The following is a 17,340-nucleotide window of genomic DNA, read 5'->3' as shown; positions in this document are numbered from 1 at the left end:
GCCCCTGAAGCCACCGCAAGCCGGCGCGGAGCGTCGGCCGGACGACGTCCGCCTGCCCGGCTGCTCGTCCTCCTTGACGGATGACGCGCGAATCTGGCACCTATGGCATCCATTCAGTAGCCTCTATTCAATGGAATCAATGGACCTGCTCGCGCCCGACGAACTGGAGCGCATCGAGCGCGAGAACGCGGGAGGCCTGCCCGCGAACGCGATCCTGGAAATCTTCCGGCCCCGGGGCGTGAGGCTCTCGGAGGCGACGTTCCGGAAGTACGTCCAGGCCGGTCTGCTCCCCCGCAGCCGCCGTGTGGGCCGCAAGGGGAAGCACCAGGGCAGCCTGGGGCTCTACCCGGTGGAGGCGGTGCGGCGCATCAACGTCATCAAGAAGATGATGGCCGAAGGACACACCCTGGAGGACATCCGCCGCTCCTTCGTGTTCCACCGCAACCACATCGACCAGCTCCAGAGGGACCTGTCGGAGGTGCTGGACGGGTTCCAGGAGGAGCTGGGAGGACGGCCCCTGGGAGGAGAACGCAGGAGGTCACTCGAAGCCCAGTTGGCAACGCTCAGGCAACGGGCGCAGGATCTGGTCCGGGATGTCGCCCGGTTGGGCAGCGCCGTCACGGCGCGCGAAGACGAAACGCTCCGGCCACAATAGGATGCCCCCCAGGGTCCTGTTGAACCGGGTAGACTCCACACATCTGGAGGACGAAACATGTCGGAAGTGAAGCAGCTGCAGGAGGGCGAGGGGGGGAATGAGGAGGAGCAGCCCGCGGAACGCCGGCGCTCCAAGACGATGTCGCGCAAGGAGATGGCGCGCGACCTGCGCCGGCGCCGGCTGGCCGGTCAGCTGGACCCCGAGGAGACGGAGACCCTCAAGCTCGTGGACGAGCAGCGGCCGCGCACCCGCGCCGACTGCATCAACGGCCCGCGCCCGTGCCTCTTCGTGTCCTGCAAGCACAACCTCTACCTGGACGTGAACCCCGAGACGGGCTCCATCAAGCTCAACTTCCCGGACAAGGAAATCACGGAGCTGGAGCACACCTGTGCCCTGGACGTGGCGGAGAAGGGCGGCATCACGCTGGAGGAGGTGGGGGAGATCATGAACCTCACCCGCGAGCGCATCCGCCAGGTGGAGACGCGCGGCCTCATGAAGCTGCGCGAGGCCACGGAGGCCGAGCCTCCCGTGTCCGCCCGCAAGCCTTAGAGGGCAGGGCACTGTTTCGCGCCGGGCCTGGGGTGACGTGTTGCGTTGACACCCCAGGGGGTGGTTGCTAGGACCCGCGCCACCCCCACCCATTGCGAGGCGCACACGTGCTGGCTCTCCTGAGCGTTTCCGACAAGCGCGGTCTGGTTCCCTTTGCCCAGGGCCTGGTCCGGCTGGGCTACCGGCTGCTCTCCACCGGCGGCACCCTGGAGGCCCTGAAGGCCGCCGGCATCCCCGCCACCCAGGTGTCCGAGCACACGCAGAGCCCCGAAATCCTTGGCGGCCGCGTGAAGACGCTCCACCCCCGCATCCACGGCGGCATCCTCGGCCGGCCCGACCTGGAGAGTGACCGGGCGGAGATGGCGAAGAACCACATCGAGCCCATCTCGCTGGTGGTGGTGAACCTCTACCCGTTCCGCCAGACGGTGGCGTCCGGCGCGGGCGAGGACGACGTCATCGAGAACATCGACATCGGCGGGCCGGCGATGGTCCGCGCGTCGGCGAAGAACTTCAAGCACGTGGCCATCGTGGTGGACCCGGACGACTACGCGCCGGTGCTCGCGGAGATTGAGGGCCAGAAGGGCGTGGGCCTGGAGACGCGGCGCCGGCTGATGCGCAAGGCGTTCGCGCACACGGCGGCCTACGACGCGTCCATCTCCGGGTGGCTGTCCGGTGAGGCGCAGGAGCCCTTCCCGCAGGAGCTGTCGCTCGCGTTCCAGAAGGTGCAGGGGCTGCGCTACGGGGAGAACCCGCACCAGCGCGGCGCCTTCTACAAGGAATACGCCGCGCCGAAGGAGCCGTCCGTCGCCTTCGCCAAGGTGCTCCAGGGCAAGGAACTCTCGTACAACAACATCCTGGACCTGGACGCGGCCCTGGGGCTCGTCCTCGAGTTCCCGGAGAAGCCCTGCGCGGTGGTCATCAAGCACAACACCCCGTGCGGCGTGGCGGTGGACGACGTGCTGGAGAAGGCCTACCGCACCGCCCGCGCGGTGGACGAGGTGAGCGCCTTTGGCGGCATCGTCGCCTTCAACCGCGAGGTGGACGAGGCCGTGGCGAAGGCCATGGCGGAGACGTTCCTGGAGGCGGTCATCGCGCCGTCGTACTCGGCGGCGGCCCTTCAGGTGCTGGCGGGCAAGAAGAACCTGCGCCTCCTGGAGGCGGGCCCCGCGCTGGCGTCTCCCACGGTGAAGCCCCGGCCCCAGGTGGACGCGCGCAGCGTGTCCGGCGGCATGCTGCTGATGGACCGCGACGCGGTGGAGCCGCCCCTGGAGTGGAAGGTGGTGTCCAAGCGCGCCCCCACGCCGGAGGAGGAGCGGGCGCTGCGCTTCGCCTGGAAGGTGTGCAAGCACGTGAAGAGCAACGCCATCGTGTTCGCGGCGCCGTCCCAGCTTTTGGCGCAGGGCGGCGGGCAGACGAACCGGGTGGACTCCGTGCGCATCGCGATGACGCGCGGTGGCGAGGCCCTCAAGGGCAGCGCCGTGGCCTCGGACGCCTTCTTCCCCTTCCGGGACGGCCTGGACGAGGCGGCCCGGGCGGGAGCGACGGCGGTCATCCAGCCGGGCGGTTCCGTCCGGGACCCGGAGGTGATCGCCGCGGCGGATGAACATGGGATGGCCATGGTGGTGACGGGAGTGCGACACTTCCGCCACTAACTTCATGCGCATCGTCTGCCAGAAATGCGCGGCGGCCTACGCGATCGACGACCGGTTGATCACGACCAAGGGCGTCCGCGCGCAGTGTCCCCGCTGCCGTCACCTCCAGCTCGTGAAGCGGGAGGCCTCTGCCGCGTCCGTGACGGCCCCCCCTGAAGGGGCCTCGCCTTCCGCCGCCCAGCCGCAGCCGCCCGCGGCCGCCCCGGCGCCTCCCGTCGCGCGTGAGCCCCGGAGCAATCCGGCCGCCGCTCCGGCGCAGGCGGCGCCCCGGAACGTGCCCGCCGCGGCGAAGCCTCCGCAGGCTCCGGCCGCGCCCAAGCCAGCACCGGCGTCGGACCTCTTCGGGGACTTCGGTGAGATGCCGGAGCTGGGGCCACCGGGAAGCGTGGACCCCTTCGCGAACCTGGGCCCGCCCGCGTCGCGCGCCCCCGCGAGCCTTCCCTCGGACCCGTTCGCGAACCTGGGCCCGGCCGCTCCGCCGTCGTCCCCCAGGGCGAGCCCCGCCGCGAAGCCCGGCCCGCCGGTGCCGGATGCGCCCGGCGTCGCCGCTCCGAAAGTTCCGGACGACCCGCTGCTCGACTTCCTCGGGCCGGCGCCCGGGGGGCTGGAGCCGGAAGGGGCCGCCCCGAAGGCGCCCGCGCCCGCCCGGGCCGCCTCCGCGCCTGCCGCCGGGGCCGTGTCGCTGGGCCGCATGTCCGCCCGCGCTCCGGCCCAGGCCGCCGCGAAGCCGGAGACGAGCACCAGCTGCCGCTCGTGCGGCAAGGCCCTGACGGATCCCTTCGACCAGGCCCTGGGCATCTGCGACGACTGCAAGCAGCGCGAGCCCGCGGCCGCCCGGGAGTCCACCGTGATGGTGGCGCCCGAGGTGGCGGCGCCTCCGCCCGCGAGCGGGGACCTGGAGCTGCCGATGATGAGCAGCCTGGACCCCGCGTCGGCCTCGTCCGGGGACGACCTGTCCGGGGGCGAGCTCCGGTCCGCGGGGGCCACGGCGCCGTCGTCGGACTCGCGCGTGAGCTCCGTGAAGCCCGCGCGCACCTCGCACATCACGGCTGCTCCGGTCCGCAGCGCCCAGCGCGGCGGCGGCGGGGGCGGCAGCCGCTCCGTGGTCGTGGGCCTGCTGGTGCTGGCGCTCCTCGGGGGCGGCGGCGCGGCGGGCTACTTCCTCGTGTACAAGCCCCAGCAGGAGAAGGCGGCCCGGGACGCGAAGCCCGCCGCTCCGGCCGCGGTGCCTCCGGAGGTGCTGGCCGCGGTGGGCCGCTGGAAGCTCCAGTTCCTGGAGCTGGAGGGCACCAGCGCGGAGCACCTGGCCGCGGGCCAGAAGCAGCTCGAGATGGACCAGCGCAACGCCTACACGGAAGCGGAGGAGTCCTTCCAGCAGGCGCTGCTGCTCGACCCCCGCAGCACGGATGCCATCGCCGGGTACGTGCAGGCGCTGGCGCTCGGGCGCGGTCCGGGCATGGACGACAACTCCTTCCAGGAGGCGCGCGAGCTCATCCAGGCCGCGCAGGGCACGGCCGGGAAGACGCCCGCGCTGCTCGTCGCGCACGCGAACCTGCTGCTGGCGCGCTCGCGTCAGCCGGGCAATCTGGAGGAGGCGGCGCAGCTCGCCACGTCGGTGCTCGCGCGTCCGGAGGCCAGTGACGCGCACAAGGCGGAGGCGCACCTGGTGCTGGGGCGCTCGCAGGTGGCCACGTCGCGTGAGCTGGCGAACCAGGAGTTCGACGCCGCGCGGAAGCTGGCGCCCAACCTCAAGCGCGTGGACTACTACAGCGCGCTCGCGCACGAGCAGGCCGGCCAGTACGGGCTGGCGCTGAAGCAGCTCTCGCGCCGGATGGAGCTGGATCCCCAGGACTGGAACAGCCTGGAGGCCGCAGCCCGCATCTACGTGGAGGTGGGGGAGACGGACCGCGCGCGCAAGCTGTACGAGGACCGGCTGAAGGCGAAGGCGGGCGACGTGCGCGCCTCCCTGGCGCTGGCGGTGCTCCGCTACCAGGCGGAGGGCAACGCGCGCGACGCGGTGCGAGCGCTGAAGGACCTGACGAAGAACGCGACCCGCTACGGCCCTCGCGACGCCTCTGAAATCTGGAGCCACCTGGCCGCGGCCGAGCGCACCGTGGGCAACGACGCGGGCTCGGTCAAGGCGGCGACGGAGGCCCTGAAGGCCGTGCCGGCGATGCCGGAGGCCCACCTGCAGTGGTTCCTGGTGGCGCTGGAGCAGAAGGACGTGGCCGCGGCCCGCGAGCACCTGAAGGGTTTCCAGGGCCGGTTGGAGGACGCCGCGCTGGAGAAGGTGCTGGAAGGGCGGATGCACCTGCTGGAAGGCGACGTGGCCGGGGCCCAGGAGCGCTTCCAGCAGGCGGTGCGGTTGGATGACCGCCGCATGGACGCGAAGCTCCTGGAGGGCGTGGCGGCGGCGAGCGCGAAGAAGCGCGACGAGGCCTTCCGCCTGTTCTACCCGGTGCTGGAGGCGCGCGAGTGGGATCCGCTGCGGCTGGCGCCCCGGCCCGCGCTGTCGCGCTTCTGGCTGAGGCCCGGCGACACGCTGCTGGGCGTGGAGAACGTGGTGAAGGCGCTGGGCGACCGCCCGGAAGACGTGCAGCCGTTGCTGTACGAGGCCCTGGTGCGCTTCCACCAGGGGGACCGTCAGACCGCGGAGCGGCTGCTGCACTCCGTGGTGGACGTGAACGCGAACAGCGGCAGTGCGCAGGCGTACCGGGCGCTCATCGCGCTGGAGGCGAAGTCGCCGCAGGCGCGCGGGCTCGCCGAGCGCGCGGTGGGTCTGGAGCGGGGCCTGCCGGTGGCGCGCCTGTCGTTGGGGCTCGCGCAGGCGGCGGACAGGGACGTGGCGGTGGCGATGCGCTCGCTGCAGTCCGCGTTGGACGTGGCGCCGAAGATGCTGTCCGCGCAGACGAAGCTGGCGGAGCTGCTGGTGGCGTCGAAGCCGAAGGAAGCGCGCGCGGTGCTGGAGAAGGTGGTGGGGTTGGATCCGTCCTACTTCCCGGCGAAGAAGCTGCTCTTCAAACTCGACGAGCGAGGTTGACGTGAAGGTCCTGTTGCTGGGGTCGGGCGGACGCGAGCACGCGCTCGCGTGGAAGCTGGCCCAGAGTCCCCGTCTCTCGCGGCTCCTGGTCGGCCCGGGCAACCCGGGCACGGCGCGGTGGGGCACCAACGTGCCCCTGCAGGCGGACTCGCCGGAGGCGGTGGTGTCGCTGGCGCGCCGCGAGCGCGTGGACCTGGTGGTGGTGGGCCCGGAGGCGCCGCTCGTCGCGGGCGTCGCGGACGCGCTCGCGCAGGTGGACATCCCGTGCTTCGGCCCCGTCGCGGCGGCCGCGCGCATCGAGGGCTCCAAGGCCTTCGCCAAGGAGGTGATGGAGGAGGCGGGCGTCCCCACCGCGGCCTTCCGCGTCTTCACCGACGCGGCGCAGGCGGAAGCGTACGCCGTCGCGCAGGGCCGCATCGTGGTGAAGGCGGACGGCCTGGCCGCGGGCAAGGGCGTCATCGTCGCGCCGGACGCGAAGGCCGCGCGCGAAGCGGTGCGCGCCGTGGCCCAGATGGGCCAGGCGGGCCAGCAGATGGTGCTGGAGGAGCTGCTGGAGGGCGAGGAGGTCTCGCTGATGGCCCTGTGCGACGGCGAGCGCTACGTGCTCCTGCCGCTGTCGCAGGACCACAAGCGCGTGGGCGAGGGTGACACGGGCCCCAACACGGGCGGCATGGGCGCGTACTGCCCGGCGCCGTTCCTCACGCCGCAGGAGCTGGCGAAGGTGGGCGAGCAGGTCATCGCGCCGACGCTGGCGGTGCTCAAGAAGCGCGGCACGCCGCTGCGTGGCGTGCTGTACGCGGGGCTGATGCTCACGGCGTCCGGCCCGAAGGTGCTGGAGTTCAACGCGCGCTTCGGGGACCCGGAGACGCAGGTCCTGATGATGCAGGTGGACGAGGACCTGCTGCCGCTGCTGGATGCGTGCGCGAGGGGGACGCTGGAGCCCCGGCCGCTGAAGCAGTTCCCGGGCGCGTCGGTGGGCGTGGTGCTGGCGGCGGAGGGCTATCCGGAGGCGCCGAAGAAGGGCCAGCGGATTGAAGGGCTGGAGGCCGTTCCGTCAAATGCGCCGGTGTTCCTGGCGGGCGTGGCGAAGCAGGACGGCGCGCTGGTGACGGCGGGCGGCCGGGTGCTGACGGTGTGCGCGCGGGGCGACAGCCTGGCCACGGCGCGCGAGCGGGCCCTGACGGCGGCGGACGCCGTGCGCTTCGAGGGCAAGCACTTCCGCCGTGACATTGGCGCGCGGGGGCTGCGGGCGCGGCCGTGAAGCTGCTGGCGCGCTACCTGCTCAAGGAGCTGCTCGTCCCCCTGTGCGTCTGGGTGGCGTTCATGTTCCTGTTGCTGTTCGTGATGCAGTTCCTGCGCGGCACGGACGTGCTGCTGGGCTCGGCGGTGACGCTGGGGGACCTGGGGCGGCTCATCGCGTACCTGGCGCCGCACTTCCTGGTGATGGCGCTGCCCATCGCGTTCCTGCTGGCCATCCTGCTGGGCCTGGGGCGGCTGGGAGAGGACCGGGAGCTCACGTCGCTGCAGGCCCTGGGCATCAGCCCGCTCCAGCTGCTGGCGGCGCCGCTGAGCGTGGGCCTCGCGCTGAGCGCGTTCATGGTGCTGCTCACGTCCACGGTGGAGCCGTGGGGCCTCACGGGCGTGAAGGACCTGGTGGGCGAGGTCATCCAGAAGAACGTCGCGGGCGACGTGAAGTCCGGCGTCTTCTACGAGGACCTGAGCGACCTCACGCTGTACGCGCAGAAGGTGGCGCCCAGGGGCGGCGGGTGGACGAACGTGCTGCTGCACGACGACCGCGACCCCAGCTCGCCGCTGCTGGTGCTCGCGCACAAGGGCAGCGTGGGCACGTCCGAGCGGGGCGAGGCGCTGCGCATCGAGCTGAAGGAGGGCGAGGTGCACCGCGCCAACCGCTCCTCGGTGGACGCGAGCGTCGTCGCCTTCGACAAGGCGGAGATCAACGTGGGGCTGGGCGGGTCGCTGTCGCGGCGCAACCGGTTCCGCTCGCCGAAGGAGGAGCTGACGCCGGTGGAGTTGATCGCGGCGGCGAAGGACGCGGAGGAGCGGCGGGAGGATGCGCGCCCCTTCCTGATGGCGCTGCACAGCCGGATGGGCAACGCGGTGGCGCCGGTGGCGTTCGCGCTCCTGGGCACGCCGCTGGCGATTGGCCGCAGGCAGTCAGGCCGCGCGTGGGGCTACATCCTGACGCTGGGCGGCTACGTCCTCTACTACCTCTTGAGCCGCGCCTTCGAGCAGATGGGCCAGAAGGGGCAGCTGCCGGTGTTCGTCGCGGGGCAGCTGGCGAACGTGCTCTTCATGGCGGCGGGGGCGTTCGCGCTGTACCGCGTGACGCGTTCGGGGACGGTGCGATGAAGGGCACCCTCTTCGGCTACGTGGTGCGCGCGTACGTGCGCTACACGCTGGGCATCCTGGCGGGCGTGGTGGCGGTGTTCCTGGTGGTGGACTTCGTGGACCGCGCGAAGGCCTACGGGGGCGAGGGCTGGGTGTGGGACGTGCTCAAGCTCTACGGCTACAAGGCGCTGGTGACGGTGCAGCAGCTGGGCCCGGCGGCGCTGCTGCTGGCGGCGGGCACGACGGTGTCCGCGCTGCGCAAGAAGGGCGAGGTGACGGCGCTGCGGGCGCTCACCTTCGGGCCCGCGGCGCTGTACCTGCCGGTGGGCCTGTGCGCGCTGGTGGCGTGCGTGGGGTTGGTCGCGTTCGACGAGACGGTGGCCGCGAGGGCGGGCCGGCGCGTGGACGAAATCACCACGCAGCGCTTCAACCGGTGGGGCGACTGGCGGATGTATTACACGCCGAAGCAGTGGTTCCGGCGGGGCGACGCCATCTTCTTCCTCCGGGGCGGCAACGCGCAGGAGGGCTTCGAGAACGTCTCCATCTTCACGCTGACGCCGGAGTTCAAGCTGCGCCGCCGCGTGGACGCGGGGCGGATGCGCTCGCTGGAAGGGACGCGCTGGGAATTGACGGACGTGGTGGAGCGCACGTTCACGGAGGACGGGCGCACGTCGGTGACGCAGCGGCCCACAGCGGAGTACGAGCTGGGCGTGGGCGCGACGACGTTCCGCATCCGTCCGGGCCGTCCGGAGCAGATGCGCCTGGGTGAGCTGGGCGAGCAGATCGTCGCGCGACAAGAGGTCGGGCTCGCGACGAAGGCCTTCCAGCTCGCGTGGCACAACCGCTTCGCGTACCCGCTGGCGGGACTGCCCGCGGCATTGTTGGCGGTGGGTCTGGCGCTGCGGATGAACCGCCGTGGACACCTGACGGCGGCGGTGGTGGAGGGGCTGCTCATCGCGGTGGCGATGTGGGGTCTGATGGTGGTGTCCCGCACGCTGGTGCTCACCGAGCGCCTGGCGCCCGCCGTGGCGGCCTGGATGCCCACGACCCTGCTGACGATTGTCGCGGCGGCCCTGTGGCTGCGCCGCGAGGGACTGCTGCACCTGCCGCGCCGGAGCATCACGCGGCGGGCCTGAGCCTCCGGACCTCCAAGGGGCCACCTTCCGTGCGGCGCGAACCCAAACCTGTCCGACAGTCGGACAGGTTCGTGCGGTGCGCCGCCGACGGATGGCCCCTCACCCGTGAAGCATCCGGCGCGTGTGACGTGCGAGCTGTCCCTCCTCGTCGCTGGGCAGCACGCGCACGGGACATGACGATGCGTCGGACGTGATGACCTCCGCGCTCGCCTCGTTCCGCTGCGCATCCAGCCGGATGCCCAGGTGGCCCAGCCTCGCGCACACGTCCTGGCGCACCCGCGCGCTGTTCTCCCCGATGCCGCCCGTGAACACGAGCAGGTCCAGTCCGCCGAGCACCGCCGCGTAGGCGCCCACCGTCTTCGCGATGCCTCGCGTGAAGACGTCCACCGCCAGGGACGCCGCCGCGCTGCCCGCCGCCGCGTCACGCGTGAGGGCCTGCATGTCGCTGGTCCCCTCCGACAGGCCCCGGAGCCCGGAGTCCTTGTTCACCAGCGTCTCCAACGCCTCCGCGTCCATCCCGCCCGTGCGCATCAGGAACAGCAGCACGCCCGGATCCAGGTCGCCGGTGCGGGTGCCGCTGGGAATGCCGCCCGTGGGCGTGAAGCCCATGGACGTATCGACGGAGCGTCCACGCTCGAGCGCCACGAGGCTCGCGCCATTGCCCAGGTGCGCGACCACGGTGCGGGCGGGCACGTGCGGCTCCAGCCTCGCGACGATGGACTCATACGACAGGCCATGGAACCCATACCGTTGCACGCCCTGGTCGCGCACGGAGCGGGGCAGGGGGAACGTCGAAGCGACTTCGGGCATCGTCGCGTGGAAGGCCGTGTCGAAGCAGACGAACTGCGGCACGCCCGGGCACTGCCGCTCCGTGGCGCGGATGAGCTGGAGCGCGGCGGGAATGTGCAGCGGCGCGAAGTGCGTCGCCGCTTCCAGTGCCTTCATCACCTCCGGTGTCAGGGCCTGGTGCTGGCGCAGGTGGGGACCGCCATGCACCACCCGGTGCCCGATGGCCTGGGGTTGCGCTCCGCCCAGCTCCCTCAGGTGCCGCACGGCCTCGCGGAGGGCGTCCTCCTGCGACGGATGCCGCACGTCCACCGCGCGCACCTGCTTCCCCGCGCCGTCCTTCACGACGAGCCGGCCCTGCGCCGCGCCGATGTGGCTCGCGCTGCCCTTGAACCGCACCGCCTCCCGTCCATCCCGCTCGACGTAGAGGCCGAATTTCAGCGATGACGAGCCGCTGTTGATGACCAGCACCGCGCCCGGGTCGCTCATCGCGCGGTCCACTTCCAGTTTGCCACTTCGGGCATGTCCTCGCCGTGCTCCGACACGTAGAGCTTGTGCCGCTGGCGCACCTCGGAGAAGCGCTGCTCCGCGTCGTCCCGCCAGTGCCGCGCGGCCTTCGAGTGCTGGATGGCGCTCAGCGCCAGGGTGAAGCGGTCCATGTCGTTGAGCACCGTCATGTCGAACGGCGTCGTCGTGGTGCCCTCTTCCTTGAACCCGTGCACGTGGATGTTGGCGTGGTTGGCCCGGTTGTACGTGAGCTTGTGCACGAGCGTCGGGTAGCCGTGGAACGCGAACACCACGGGCTTGTCCGTGGTGAAGAGGCGGTTGAAGTCCTCCTCGTTGAGTCCATGGGGATGGACGTGCACGGGCGCGAGCTTGAAGACATCCACCACGTTGACCACGCGCACCTTGAGCTCCGGCGCCCACGCGCGCAGCAGCGTCACCGCGGCCATCGTCTCCAGGGTGGGCACGTCGCCCGCGCAGGCCATCACCACGTCCGGGTCGCCGTCGTCATTGCCGGCCCAGTCCCACGCCCCGATGCCCTCCGAGCAGTGGCGCACGGCGCTCTCCATGTCCAGCCACACCGGCGCGAGCTGCTTCCCCGCGATGATGAGGTTCACGTAGTTCTTCGAGCGCAGGCAGTGGTCCGCCACCGACAAGAGCGTGTTCGCGTCCGGCGGCAGGTAGATGCGCACCGTGTCCGCCTTCTTGTTGGCCACGTGGTCGATGAAGCCCGGGTCCTGATGGGAGAACCCGTTGTGGTCCTGCCGCCACACGTGCGAGCTGAGCAGGTAGTTCAGCGACGCGATGGGCTTGCGCCACGGCAGCTCCTTCGCGGATTTGATCCACTTGGCGTGCTGGTTGAACATCGAATCGATGATGTGGATGAAGGCTTCGTAGCAGGAGAAGAAGCCGTGGCGTCCGGTGAGCAGGTAGCCCTCCAGCCAGCCCTGGCAGAGGTGCTCGCTCAGGACCTCCATCACGCGGCCGTCGACGGAGAGGTGCTCATCCGTGGGCTCCTGCTTCGCGTCCCAGCTCTTGCCGGTGACGGCGTAGACGTCCTGGAGTCGGTTGGACGCGTTCTCGTCCGGGGCGAACATGCGGAAGTTCTTCGTCGCCAGGTTGTGGCGCATCACGTCCCGCAGGTAGCCGCCCAGCACCCGGGTGGCGCTGACCTGCTTCGAGCCCGGGACGCCCGGGTCGATGGCGTAGTCGCGGAAGCCCGGCAGCACGAGCGGCACCAGCAGCTGGCCACCGTTCGAGTGCACGTTGACGCCCATGCGCAGCCGGCCCTTGGGCGCGATGTCCGCCAGCTCCTCGCGGAAGGTGCCATTCGCGTCGAACAGCTCGCGAGGCCGGTAGCTGTGGAGCCACGCCTCCAAAATCTTCAGGTGCTCGGGGTTGTCGCGCACCTCCTCCAGCGGCACCTGGTGGGCGCGCCAGGTGCCCTCCACCGGCTTGCCGTCCACCACCTTCGGGCCGGTCCACCCCTTGGGGGTGCGCAGCACGAGCATGGGCCAGCGCGGACGGGTGGGATCGTTCTTCTCACGGGCGTGGCGCTGGATGCGTTGAATCTCCGCGTAGAGCGTGTCGAGCACCTCCGCCATCCGCTGGTGCATGTCCTTCGGGTCATCGCCCTCCAGGACGTAGGGCTTGTAGCCGTAGCCCTTGAAGAGGGATTCCAGCTCGTCGGGGTCGATGCGCGCGAGCACCGTGGGGTTGGCGATCTTGTACCCGTTGAGGTGCAGGATGGGCAGCACGGCGCCGTCGGTGATGGGGTTGATGAACTTGTTGGAGTGCCAGCTCGCGGCGAGCGCGCCCGTCTCCGCCTCGCCGTCGCCGACGACGCAGGGGACGATGAGGTCCGGGTTGTCCAGCACGGCGCCGTACGCGTGGAGCAGCGAGTAGCCCAGCTCGCCGCCCTCGCTGATGGAGCCGGGAACTTCGGGCGCGTCGTGGCTGGGGACGCCGTAGGGCCAGGAGAACTGGCGGAACAGGCGCTTCATGCCGTCGCGGTTGCGCTCGATGTTGGGATACAGCTCCGTGTAGGAGCCTTCGAGGAACGTGTTGGCGATGATGCCGGGCGCACCGTGGCCGGGGCCAATGAGATACATCATGTTGGCCCGGTGGTTCCGGATGATGCGGTTCAGGTGGACGTAGATGAAGTTGAGGCCGGGCGTGGTGCCGAAGTGCCCCAGCAGGCGCGGCTTGATGTCCTCGCGCGTGAGGGGCCGCTCCAGGAGCGGGTTGTCCTTGAGGTAGATCTGCCCGACGGACAGGTAGTTCGCCGCGCGCCAGTAGGCGTCAATCTTCGCCAGCTCTTCGTCACTCAGCGGACCCGCCATCTTGCATCTCCCGAGGTGAACGTCGTGCAACCCGGGAGGACCAGACTCCAGCCCGCACGCACCGCGCAATGTGAATCCTCAGTGCAATGACAGACGCATGACATGGCGCCGGGAGCCCGCGCGTCCGACCTCCTCGAAGCCGGCGGACGTGAAGGTCGGCACGAAGCCCATGAACCGGTAGCTGGGCGAATCCGCGTCCACGGGATACGCCTCCACGACAGTGGCCCCGTTCTTCCGGGCATGGTCGACGGCGGCGGCGATGAGGCGCGGCGTCATGCCCAGGCCACGAAGGGCGCGAGGGATGAAGAAGCACGCCAGCGACCAGACCTGCTCCGGCTTCTCACCCTCCAGGGTGGGGCCGCCCAGGTTCTTGCGGTACGTGGGGCGCGGAGCGATGGAGCACCACGCCACGGGCTTGCCGTCCAGGTAGCCCAGGATGCCCACGGGGACGCGGTCCTTCACGCGAGCGCGCATGGCGGCCTTGCGGTCCGCGCTGCTGAAGTCACGCGCCTCCGCGCCCTGCGTTCGCCAGACCATGCACCAGCAGTACTTCGGGCCGCCGGGGGCTTCGAAGAGGCGCTCGAAGTCCTTCCAGTGTGAGGCATCCACGGGGTGGAAGGTGAGACCGTCCAGGGACGGAGGGGCGTCCGTGGCCCTGGCCGCGGACGCCTTCCGGGCGCGTGGCTTCGAGGGAGCCTTCCTGGCGGAGGTGCGCGGCTTCCGGGAGGAGGGCGGCTTCGCGGTCCGGGGCATGGCCCGCGAAGCATTGCACGCGCCTCCAGCTCAGTGGGAGGCGGGGACGTCGGACATGTTCACCGGCGTGGAGATGCGCTTCACCTTGGGGAAGAACAGTCCCGCGGCGAACGCGGCGATCATCGCCGAGCACATGATCCAGAAGTTGATGGACAGGCCGGTGTTCAGCGCGCCGCCAAGCGATTCGAGGATGGCGGGAGCCAGCCCGCGCCCGTGCTCGGGGCCGAGCAGCTCCGCGGCGGCGCTCACGGGGACGTTCGGGTCCTTCATGAGCTGCGACACCAGCACGCCGCCCATGAGGCCCACGCCCAGCGAGCCCCCGATGGTCCGGAAGAACATGTTGCTGGCCGTGGCCACGCCGCGAAGCTCCCAGCCCACGGTCGTCTGCACGGCGACCATCGTCGCCATGGCGGCGAAGCCCAGGCCAATGCCAAACAGCCCCATGGCGATCTCCGGCACGAGCATGGGCGCCCCCGGCTTGAGCAGGAACGCCATCAGCGCGGTGCCAATCGCCGCCAGCCCCAGGCCGCCGACGATGAGCGGCCGGAAGCCGGTGCGGACCATGAGCTTGCCGCCGATGAGGCTCGCCAGCGGCCAGCCGACGATCATCGGGGTGATCATCCCGCCCGCCATGGTGGCCGAACCGCCGAGCACGCCCTGCACGTACAGGGGCACGTAGGTGGTCGCGCCGAACTGGGCGGCGGAGAAGAGGGCGCCGACCACGTTCGAGATGGCGATGGTGGGAATCTTGAAGATGCTCATCGGGATGATGGGCTCGGCGGCGCGAAGCTCCACGAACACGAACGCGGTGAGCAGCACGGCGGCGACCGGAAGGCCGAGCAGCGACCGTCCGGAGCCCTGCACCCCGAACAGCAGCGCCACGACGCCCGAGGACAGGAGCGCCGCGCCCGCGTAGTCGAGCCGCGCGCGAGCCTTGCGCTGGAGCTGCTCGTGGAAGAACGCGACGAGCAGCGCCATGGACGCGATGCCGATGGGGATGTTGATGAAGAAGATCCAGTGCCAGGTGAGGTACTTCACGATGAGGCCGCCGGTGAGCGGCCCCGCGAGGCCGGCGATGCCCCACACGGCGCTGAACGCGCCCTGGACCTTTCCGCGCTGCTCCAGCGTGTAGATGTCCCCGATGATGGTGATGGCGATGGGCTGCATGGCGCCGGCGCCCAGGCCCTGGAGGACGCGGAAGGCGATCAGCATGTTCATCGACGTGGAGAGCCCGCACGCGATGGAGGACAGCAGGAACAGGGTGGTGCCGAAGAGGATGACGGGCTTGCGGCCGTAGAGGTCGGCGAGCTTCCCGTAGATGGGCACGGTGATGGTGGACGACAGCATGTACGCGGTGAAGACCCACGCGTAGTGCTGGATACCGCCCAGGTCGGCGACCACCGTGGGCATGGCGGTGGAGACGACGGTCATCTCCAGCGCGGCCACGAAGAGGCACAGCGCCAGGGCCAGGGTGGTGAAAGGTCGATGGGTGGTGCGCATGGCTTGAACGGTGGGGCCCCGGGAAAGGACGCTGGGTAACGCGTGCCTGTCCGGACCGCCAACGTCAAGCGCGTGAAATGTCGCGATGGGGGCCATCGCCGGGGATTCCAGGCCCAGTCCGCAAGCGCGGGGGCCCGCGAGGTGGGATAGGGTCCAGCGGCCTCGCGGATTCGAGGCGCACGGCATGGTCACGGATACCAAGACAGTCGAAGCAGGGCGCTGGCGGACGGCGGTCGCCGCGGTGTTGGGGCTCTACGCGGTGGGGCTGGTGCTGGCGGAGGCGGTGCTCCAGGCCGGAGCCATCCTGGCCACGGCGCTGGCCCTGGCGCTGGCGGTGACGAAGCGGCTGCGGCTGGAGAAGGACGTGAGGGCGTTCGTGCTGGCGAGCGTCGCCCTGTGTGTCTGGCAGCTCCTGTCCCCAGCGGTGGCGCTGATGACGGGAGCCGCGGCGAAGTGGCCGAGGGGCGCGAGGTACGGCCAGGCGCTGGACACGGTGGCGGGAGCGGCGGTCGCGTGCATCGGGACGCTGGGCGTGCCGTGGCTGATGCTGGGAGGCCTCATCGCGGGAGGCTGGCTCGCGGCGGCGGCCCTGGGGTTGTTCCAGCACCGCGTGCCGTGGCCCTGGGAGCCACCGAAGTTCACGAAGCTGAACCTGTCGCGCCTGCACGAGAACTTCGGGACGGAGGAGAACCCGAGGTACGCGGCGGGAGGCTTCTTCTTCCACCGGCTGAGGTTCGCGCACGGAGCGATCGCCGTGCTGGGCCCGGCGCTGGCGGTGATCGGTCGGTCGAAGGTGACGCGGCGGCGCGTGCTGGCGGGCGTGATGGTGTTGGGACTGCTGCTGTCCATCTACGGAGCATTCGCGCGCGCGGCGCTGGGAGCGGCGCTGGGCGTGTGCGTGCTGGCGCTGCTGCTGTTGCTGCGGGGGACGGCGAGGAAGGCCGGGCTCGGGGTGGCGGTGGCGCTGGTGGTCGCGGTCCTGCTGACGCCCGCGTGGCGCGAGCGGTTCGGCAAGGCGGTGGACAACCTCTTCGGCAGCGGAGAGCGCTCGCTGGCGATGTCCGTGGGGTGGCGCCTGGTGCGCGAGCATCCGTTGGTAGGAGTGGGCTTCGGCAATCACAAACCCGCGGCACTGGCGACGCAGGCGGAGACGGGCATCACGGACCTGCTGGCCACGGACTCCCACAATATCTGGCTGACGGCCTGGGCGGAGACAGGGCTCGTGGGGTTGGTGCTGCTGGCGACGATGCACGGCCTGCTGGCGAGGGCGCTGGTGCGAAGACACCGGGCGGGTTCCATCCCGGCCACGGGAGCCCTGCTGTCCTTCGTGGGCTTCCACGTCCTGGCCCTGGTGCACTACCTGCCGTTCCACCCCAGCGTGCACCTGTCGTTCATGTTCGTGTGGGGGCTGGGATTGAATGATTATGGCGAAAGAAAAAACCAAACGTGAAAAGCGCGTGCGGTCAATCCGTCATGTGCCACTTTCATCAGCCTACTTGGGGTTGCTGACGAGCTGCGAGCGTCTACAGCTCTTGATCAGTGGCAAGGACCCGTTTCCCACAGATCCCATCGGCATCCCTTTCTGTAAAGGGAGTTGGCGCGAGCAGTTTGATGACACATGCAGCGGTGGGATCGTGCTGCAGGCCCTCGGCTTCACGCCAGAGGCACTTCAGGCGCGCTTCACCACCCCTGCCGACTGCTTCATGCGTTTGGTGGATTTTGGCATTGGCTTCATTAACCTCTCGTACCATTTTCTCGATGGGGCGGCCCGCGAAGCTGATGAGGCTCCGTATTTGAAGAGCGCCGCGGAGATCAATAAACCGTTACTCGCCAAAGCCGAGCGAGTGTTGCTGTGCGGAGAGGCGGCGAAGATGCACTGGTACGCCGGCACGCGGCCCTACGATCACATTGTGTGTCACCCAGATCGGCGTAACGCAATCACCGAGCGCGACGAAATCCGGATGGCCTGGCAGGCGACGTGGGCGCCCGGCAAGCTGGTTCAGTTCTACCGCGTGCCCGTGGCAAGAATCCTTGCACGGTGACTTCGCTTGCGCTGGAGGTTGGTGGCATCGAG

At 70.4% G+C, this 17,340-nt stretch carries 13 protein-coding genes; 9 read left to right on the top strand and 4 right to left on the bottom strand.

Annotated elements, in window-relative coordinates:
- Window positions 1–130 precede the first annotated feature (130 nt).
- The 7 genes from D7W79_RS12090 (at window position 131) to D7W79_RS12060 (ending at window position 9,381) form a co-directional block, all read left to right on the top strand.
- On the top strand, window positions 131–655 hold the full coding sequence (locus D7W79_RS12090) for a MerR family transcriptional regulator (protein ID WP_120525521.1): 525 nt from the start codon (window positions 131–133) through the stop codon (window positions 653–655).
- A 57-nt stretch (window positions 656–712) separates the two neighbouring features.
- Window positions 713–1,204 (top strand): sigma factor-like helix-turn-helix DNA-binding protein, encoded by a 492-nt coding sequence (locus D7W79_RS12085; RefSeq protein WP_120525520.1) that lies wholly within the window; start codon window positions 713–715, stop codon window positions 1,202–1,204.
- Window positions 1,205–1,311: 107 nt separating this feature from the next.
- Window positions 1,312–2,856 carry a bifunctional phosphoribosylaminoimidazolecarboxamide formyltransferase/IMP cyclohydrolase gene (gene purH, locus D7W79_RS12080; protein ID WP_120525519.1) on the top strand — a complete coding sequence of 515 codons (1,545 nt, stop codon included), beginning with the start codon at window positions 1,312–1,314 and terminating at the stop codon, window positions 2,854–2,856.
- A gap of 4 nt (window positions 2,857–2,860) precedes the next feature.
- Complete coding sequence (locus tag D7W79_RS45735; RefSeq protein WP_120525518.1) at window positions 2,861–5,896, top strand: zinc-ribbon domain-containing protein; 3,036 nt, start codon at window positions 2,861–2,863, stop codon at window positions 5,894–5,896.
- A gap of 1 nt (window position 5,897) precedes the next feature.
- Window positions 5,898–7,157 (top strand): phosphoribosylamine--glycine ligase, encoded by a 1,260-nt coding sequence (purD, locus tag D7W79_RS12070; protein WP_120525517.1) that lies wholly within the window; start codon window positions 5,898–5,900, stop codon window positions 7,155–7,157.
- Window positions 7,154–8,266, top strand: a complete 1,113-nt coding sequence (locus D7W79_RS12065) for an LptF/LptG family permease (protein ID WP_120525516.1) — start codon at window positions 7,154–7,156, stop codon at window positions 8,264–8,266. Before purD ends, D7W79_RS12065 begins: the two co-directional genes overlap by 4 nt.
- Window positions 8,263–9,381, top strand: coding sequence for an LptF/LptG family permease (locus D7W79_RS12060; RefSeq protein WP_120525515.1), 1,119 nt, complete (start codon window positions 8,263–8,265; stop codon window positions 9,379–9,381). The genes D7W79_RS12065 and D7W79_RS12060 overlap by 4 nt, the downstream gene beginning before the upstream one ends.
- Before the next feature lie 99 nt (window positions 9,382–9,480).
- On the opposite strand, the gene D7W79_RS12055 is transcribed toward D7W79_RS12060, so the two are convergent.
- From D7W79_RS12055 to D7W79_RS12040, 4 genes are all read right to left on the bottom strand, one after another.
- Window positions 9,481–10,656 (bottom strand): acetate/propionate family kinase, encoded by a 1,176-nt coding sequence (locus D7W79_RS12055; protein WP_120525514.1) that lies wholly within the window; start codon window positions 10,654–10,656, stop codon window positions 9,481–9,483.
- The gene (locus tag D7W79_RS12050) at window positions 10,653–13,013 is read right to left on the bottom strand and encodes a phosphoketolase family protein (RefSeq protein WP_120525513.1); all 2,361 of its coding nucleotides are present in this window, start codon (window positions 13,011–13,013) and stop codon (window positions 10,653–10,655) included. Before D7W79_RS12050 ends, D7W79_RS12055 begins: the two co-directional genes overlap by 4 nt.
- Window positions 13,014–13,091: 78 nt before the next feature.
- Complete coding sequence (locus tag D7W79_RS12045; RefSeq protein ID WP_208729708.1) at window positions 13,092–13,622, bottom strand: GNAT family N-acetyltransferase; 531 nt, start codon at window positions 13,620–13,622, stop codon at window positions 13,092–13,094.
- A 174-nt stretch (window positions 13,623–13,796) separates the two neighbouring features.
- Entirely contained in the window at window positions 13,797–15,266 is a 1,470-nt protein-coding gene (locus D7W79_RS12040; protein WP_120525511.1) for an MDR family MFS transporter, read from the bottom strand.
- 184 nt (window positions 15,267–15,450) lie between these two features.
- On the opposite strand from D7W79_RS12040, the gene D7W79_RS12035 reads away from it, so the two are divergent.
- Both D7W79_RS12035 and D7W79_RS12030 read left to right on the top strand, forming a co-directional pair.
- Entirely contained in the window at window positions 15,451–16,716 is a 1,266-nt protein-coding gene (locus D7W79_RS12035) for an O-antigen ligase family protein (RefSeq protein WP_120525510.1), read from the top strand.
- The gene (locus D7W79_RS12030; RefSeq protein ID WP_208729707.1) at window positions 16,685–17,308 is read left to right on the top strand and encodes a hypothetical protein; all 624 of its coding nucleotides are present in this window, start codon (window positions 16,685–16,687) and stop codon (window positions 17,306–17,308) included. The genes D7W79_RS12035 and D7W79_RS12030 overlap by 32 nt, the downstream gene beginning before the upstream one ends.
- Window positions 17,309–17,340 lie beyond the last annotated feature (32 nt).

Source organism: Corallococcus exercitus (genome assembly GCF_003611585.1).
In the GTDB taxonomy this organism is placed as follows: Bacteria; Myxococcota; Myxococcia; order Myxococcales; family Myxococcaceae; genus Corallococcus; species Corallococcus exercitus.
Note: the sequence above shows the minus strand (reverse complement) of the source record. Positions and strands in the feature narration are given on the sequence as shown.

Excerpts from the sequence above, each read along its gene's own strand:
- D7W79_RS12055 (WP_120525514.1), bottom strand. The coding sequence starts at position 10,656 with ATGAGCGACCCGGGCGCGGTGCTGGTCATCAACAGCGGCTCGTCATCG.
- D7W79_RS12085 (WP_120525520.1), top strand. The coding sequence starts at position 713 with ATGTCGGAAGTGAAGCAGCTGCAGGAGGGCGAGGGGGGGAATGAGGAG.
- D7W79_RS12035 (WP_120525510.1), top strand. The coding sequence starts at position 15,451 with ATGGTCACGGATACCAAGACAGTCGAAGCAGGGCGCTGGCGGACGGCG.
- D7W79_RS12090 (WP_120525521.1), top strand. The coding sequence starts at position 131 with ATGGAATCAATGGACCTGCTCGCGCCCGACGAACTGGAGCGCATCGAG.
- D7W79_RS12060 (WP_120525515.1), top strand. The coding sequence starts at position 8,263 with ATGAAGGGCACCCTCTTCGGCTACGTGGTGCGCGCGTACGTGCGCTAC.
- D7W79_RS45735 (WP_120525518.1), top strand. The coding sequence starts at position 2,861 with ATGCGCATCGTCTGCCAGAAATGCGCGGCGGCCTACGCGATCGACGAC.
- D7W79_RS12030 (WP_208729707.1), top strand. The coding sequence starts at position 16,685 with ATGATTATGGCGAAAGAAAAAACCAAACGTGAAAAGCGCGTGCGGTCA.
- D7W79_RS12050 (WP_120525513.1), bottom strand. The coding sequence starts at position 13,013 with ATGGCGGGTCCGCTGAGTGACGAAGAGCTGGCGAAGATTGACGCCTAC.
- D7W79_RS12040 (WP_120525511.1), bottom strand. The coding sequence starts at position 15,266 with ATGCGCACCACCCATCGACCTTTCACCACCCTGGCCCTGGCGCTGTGC.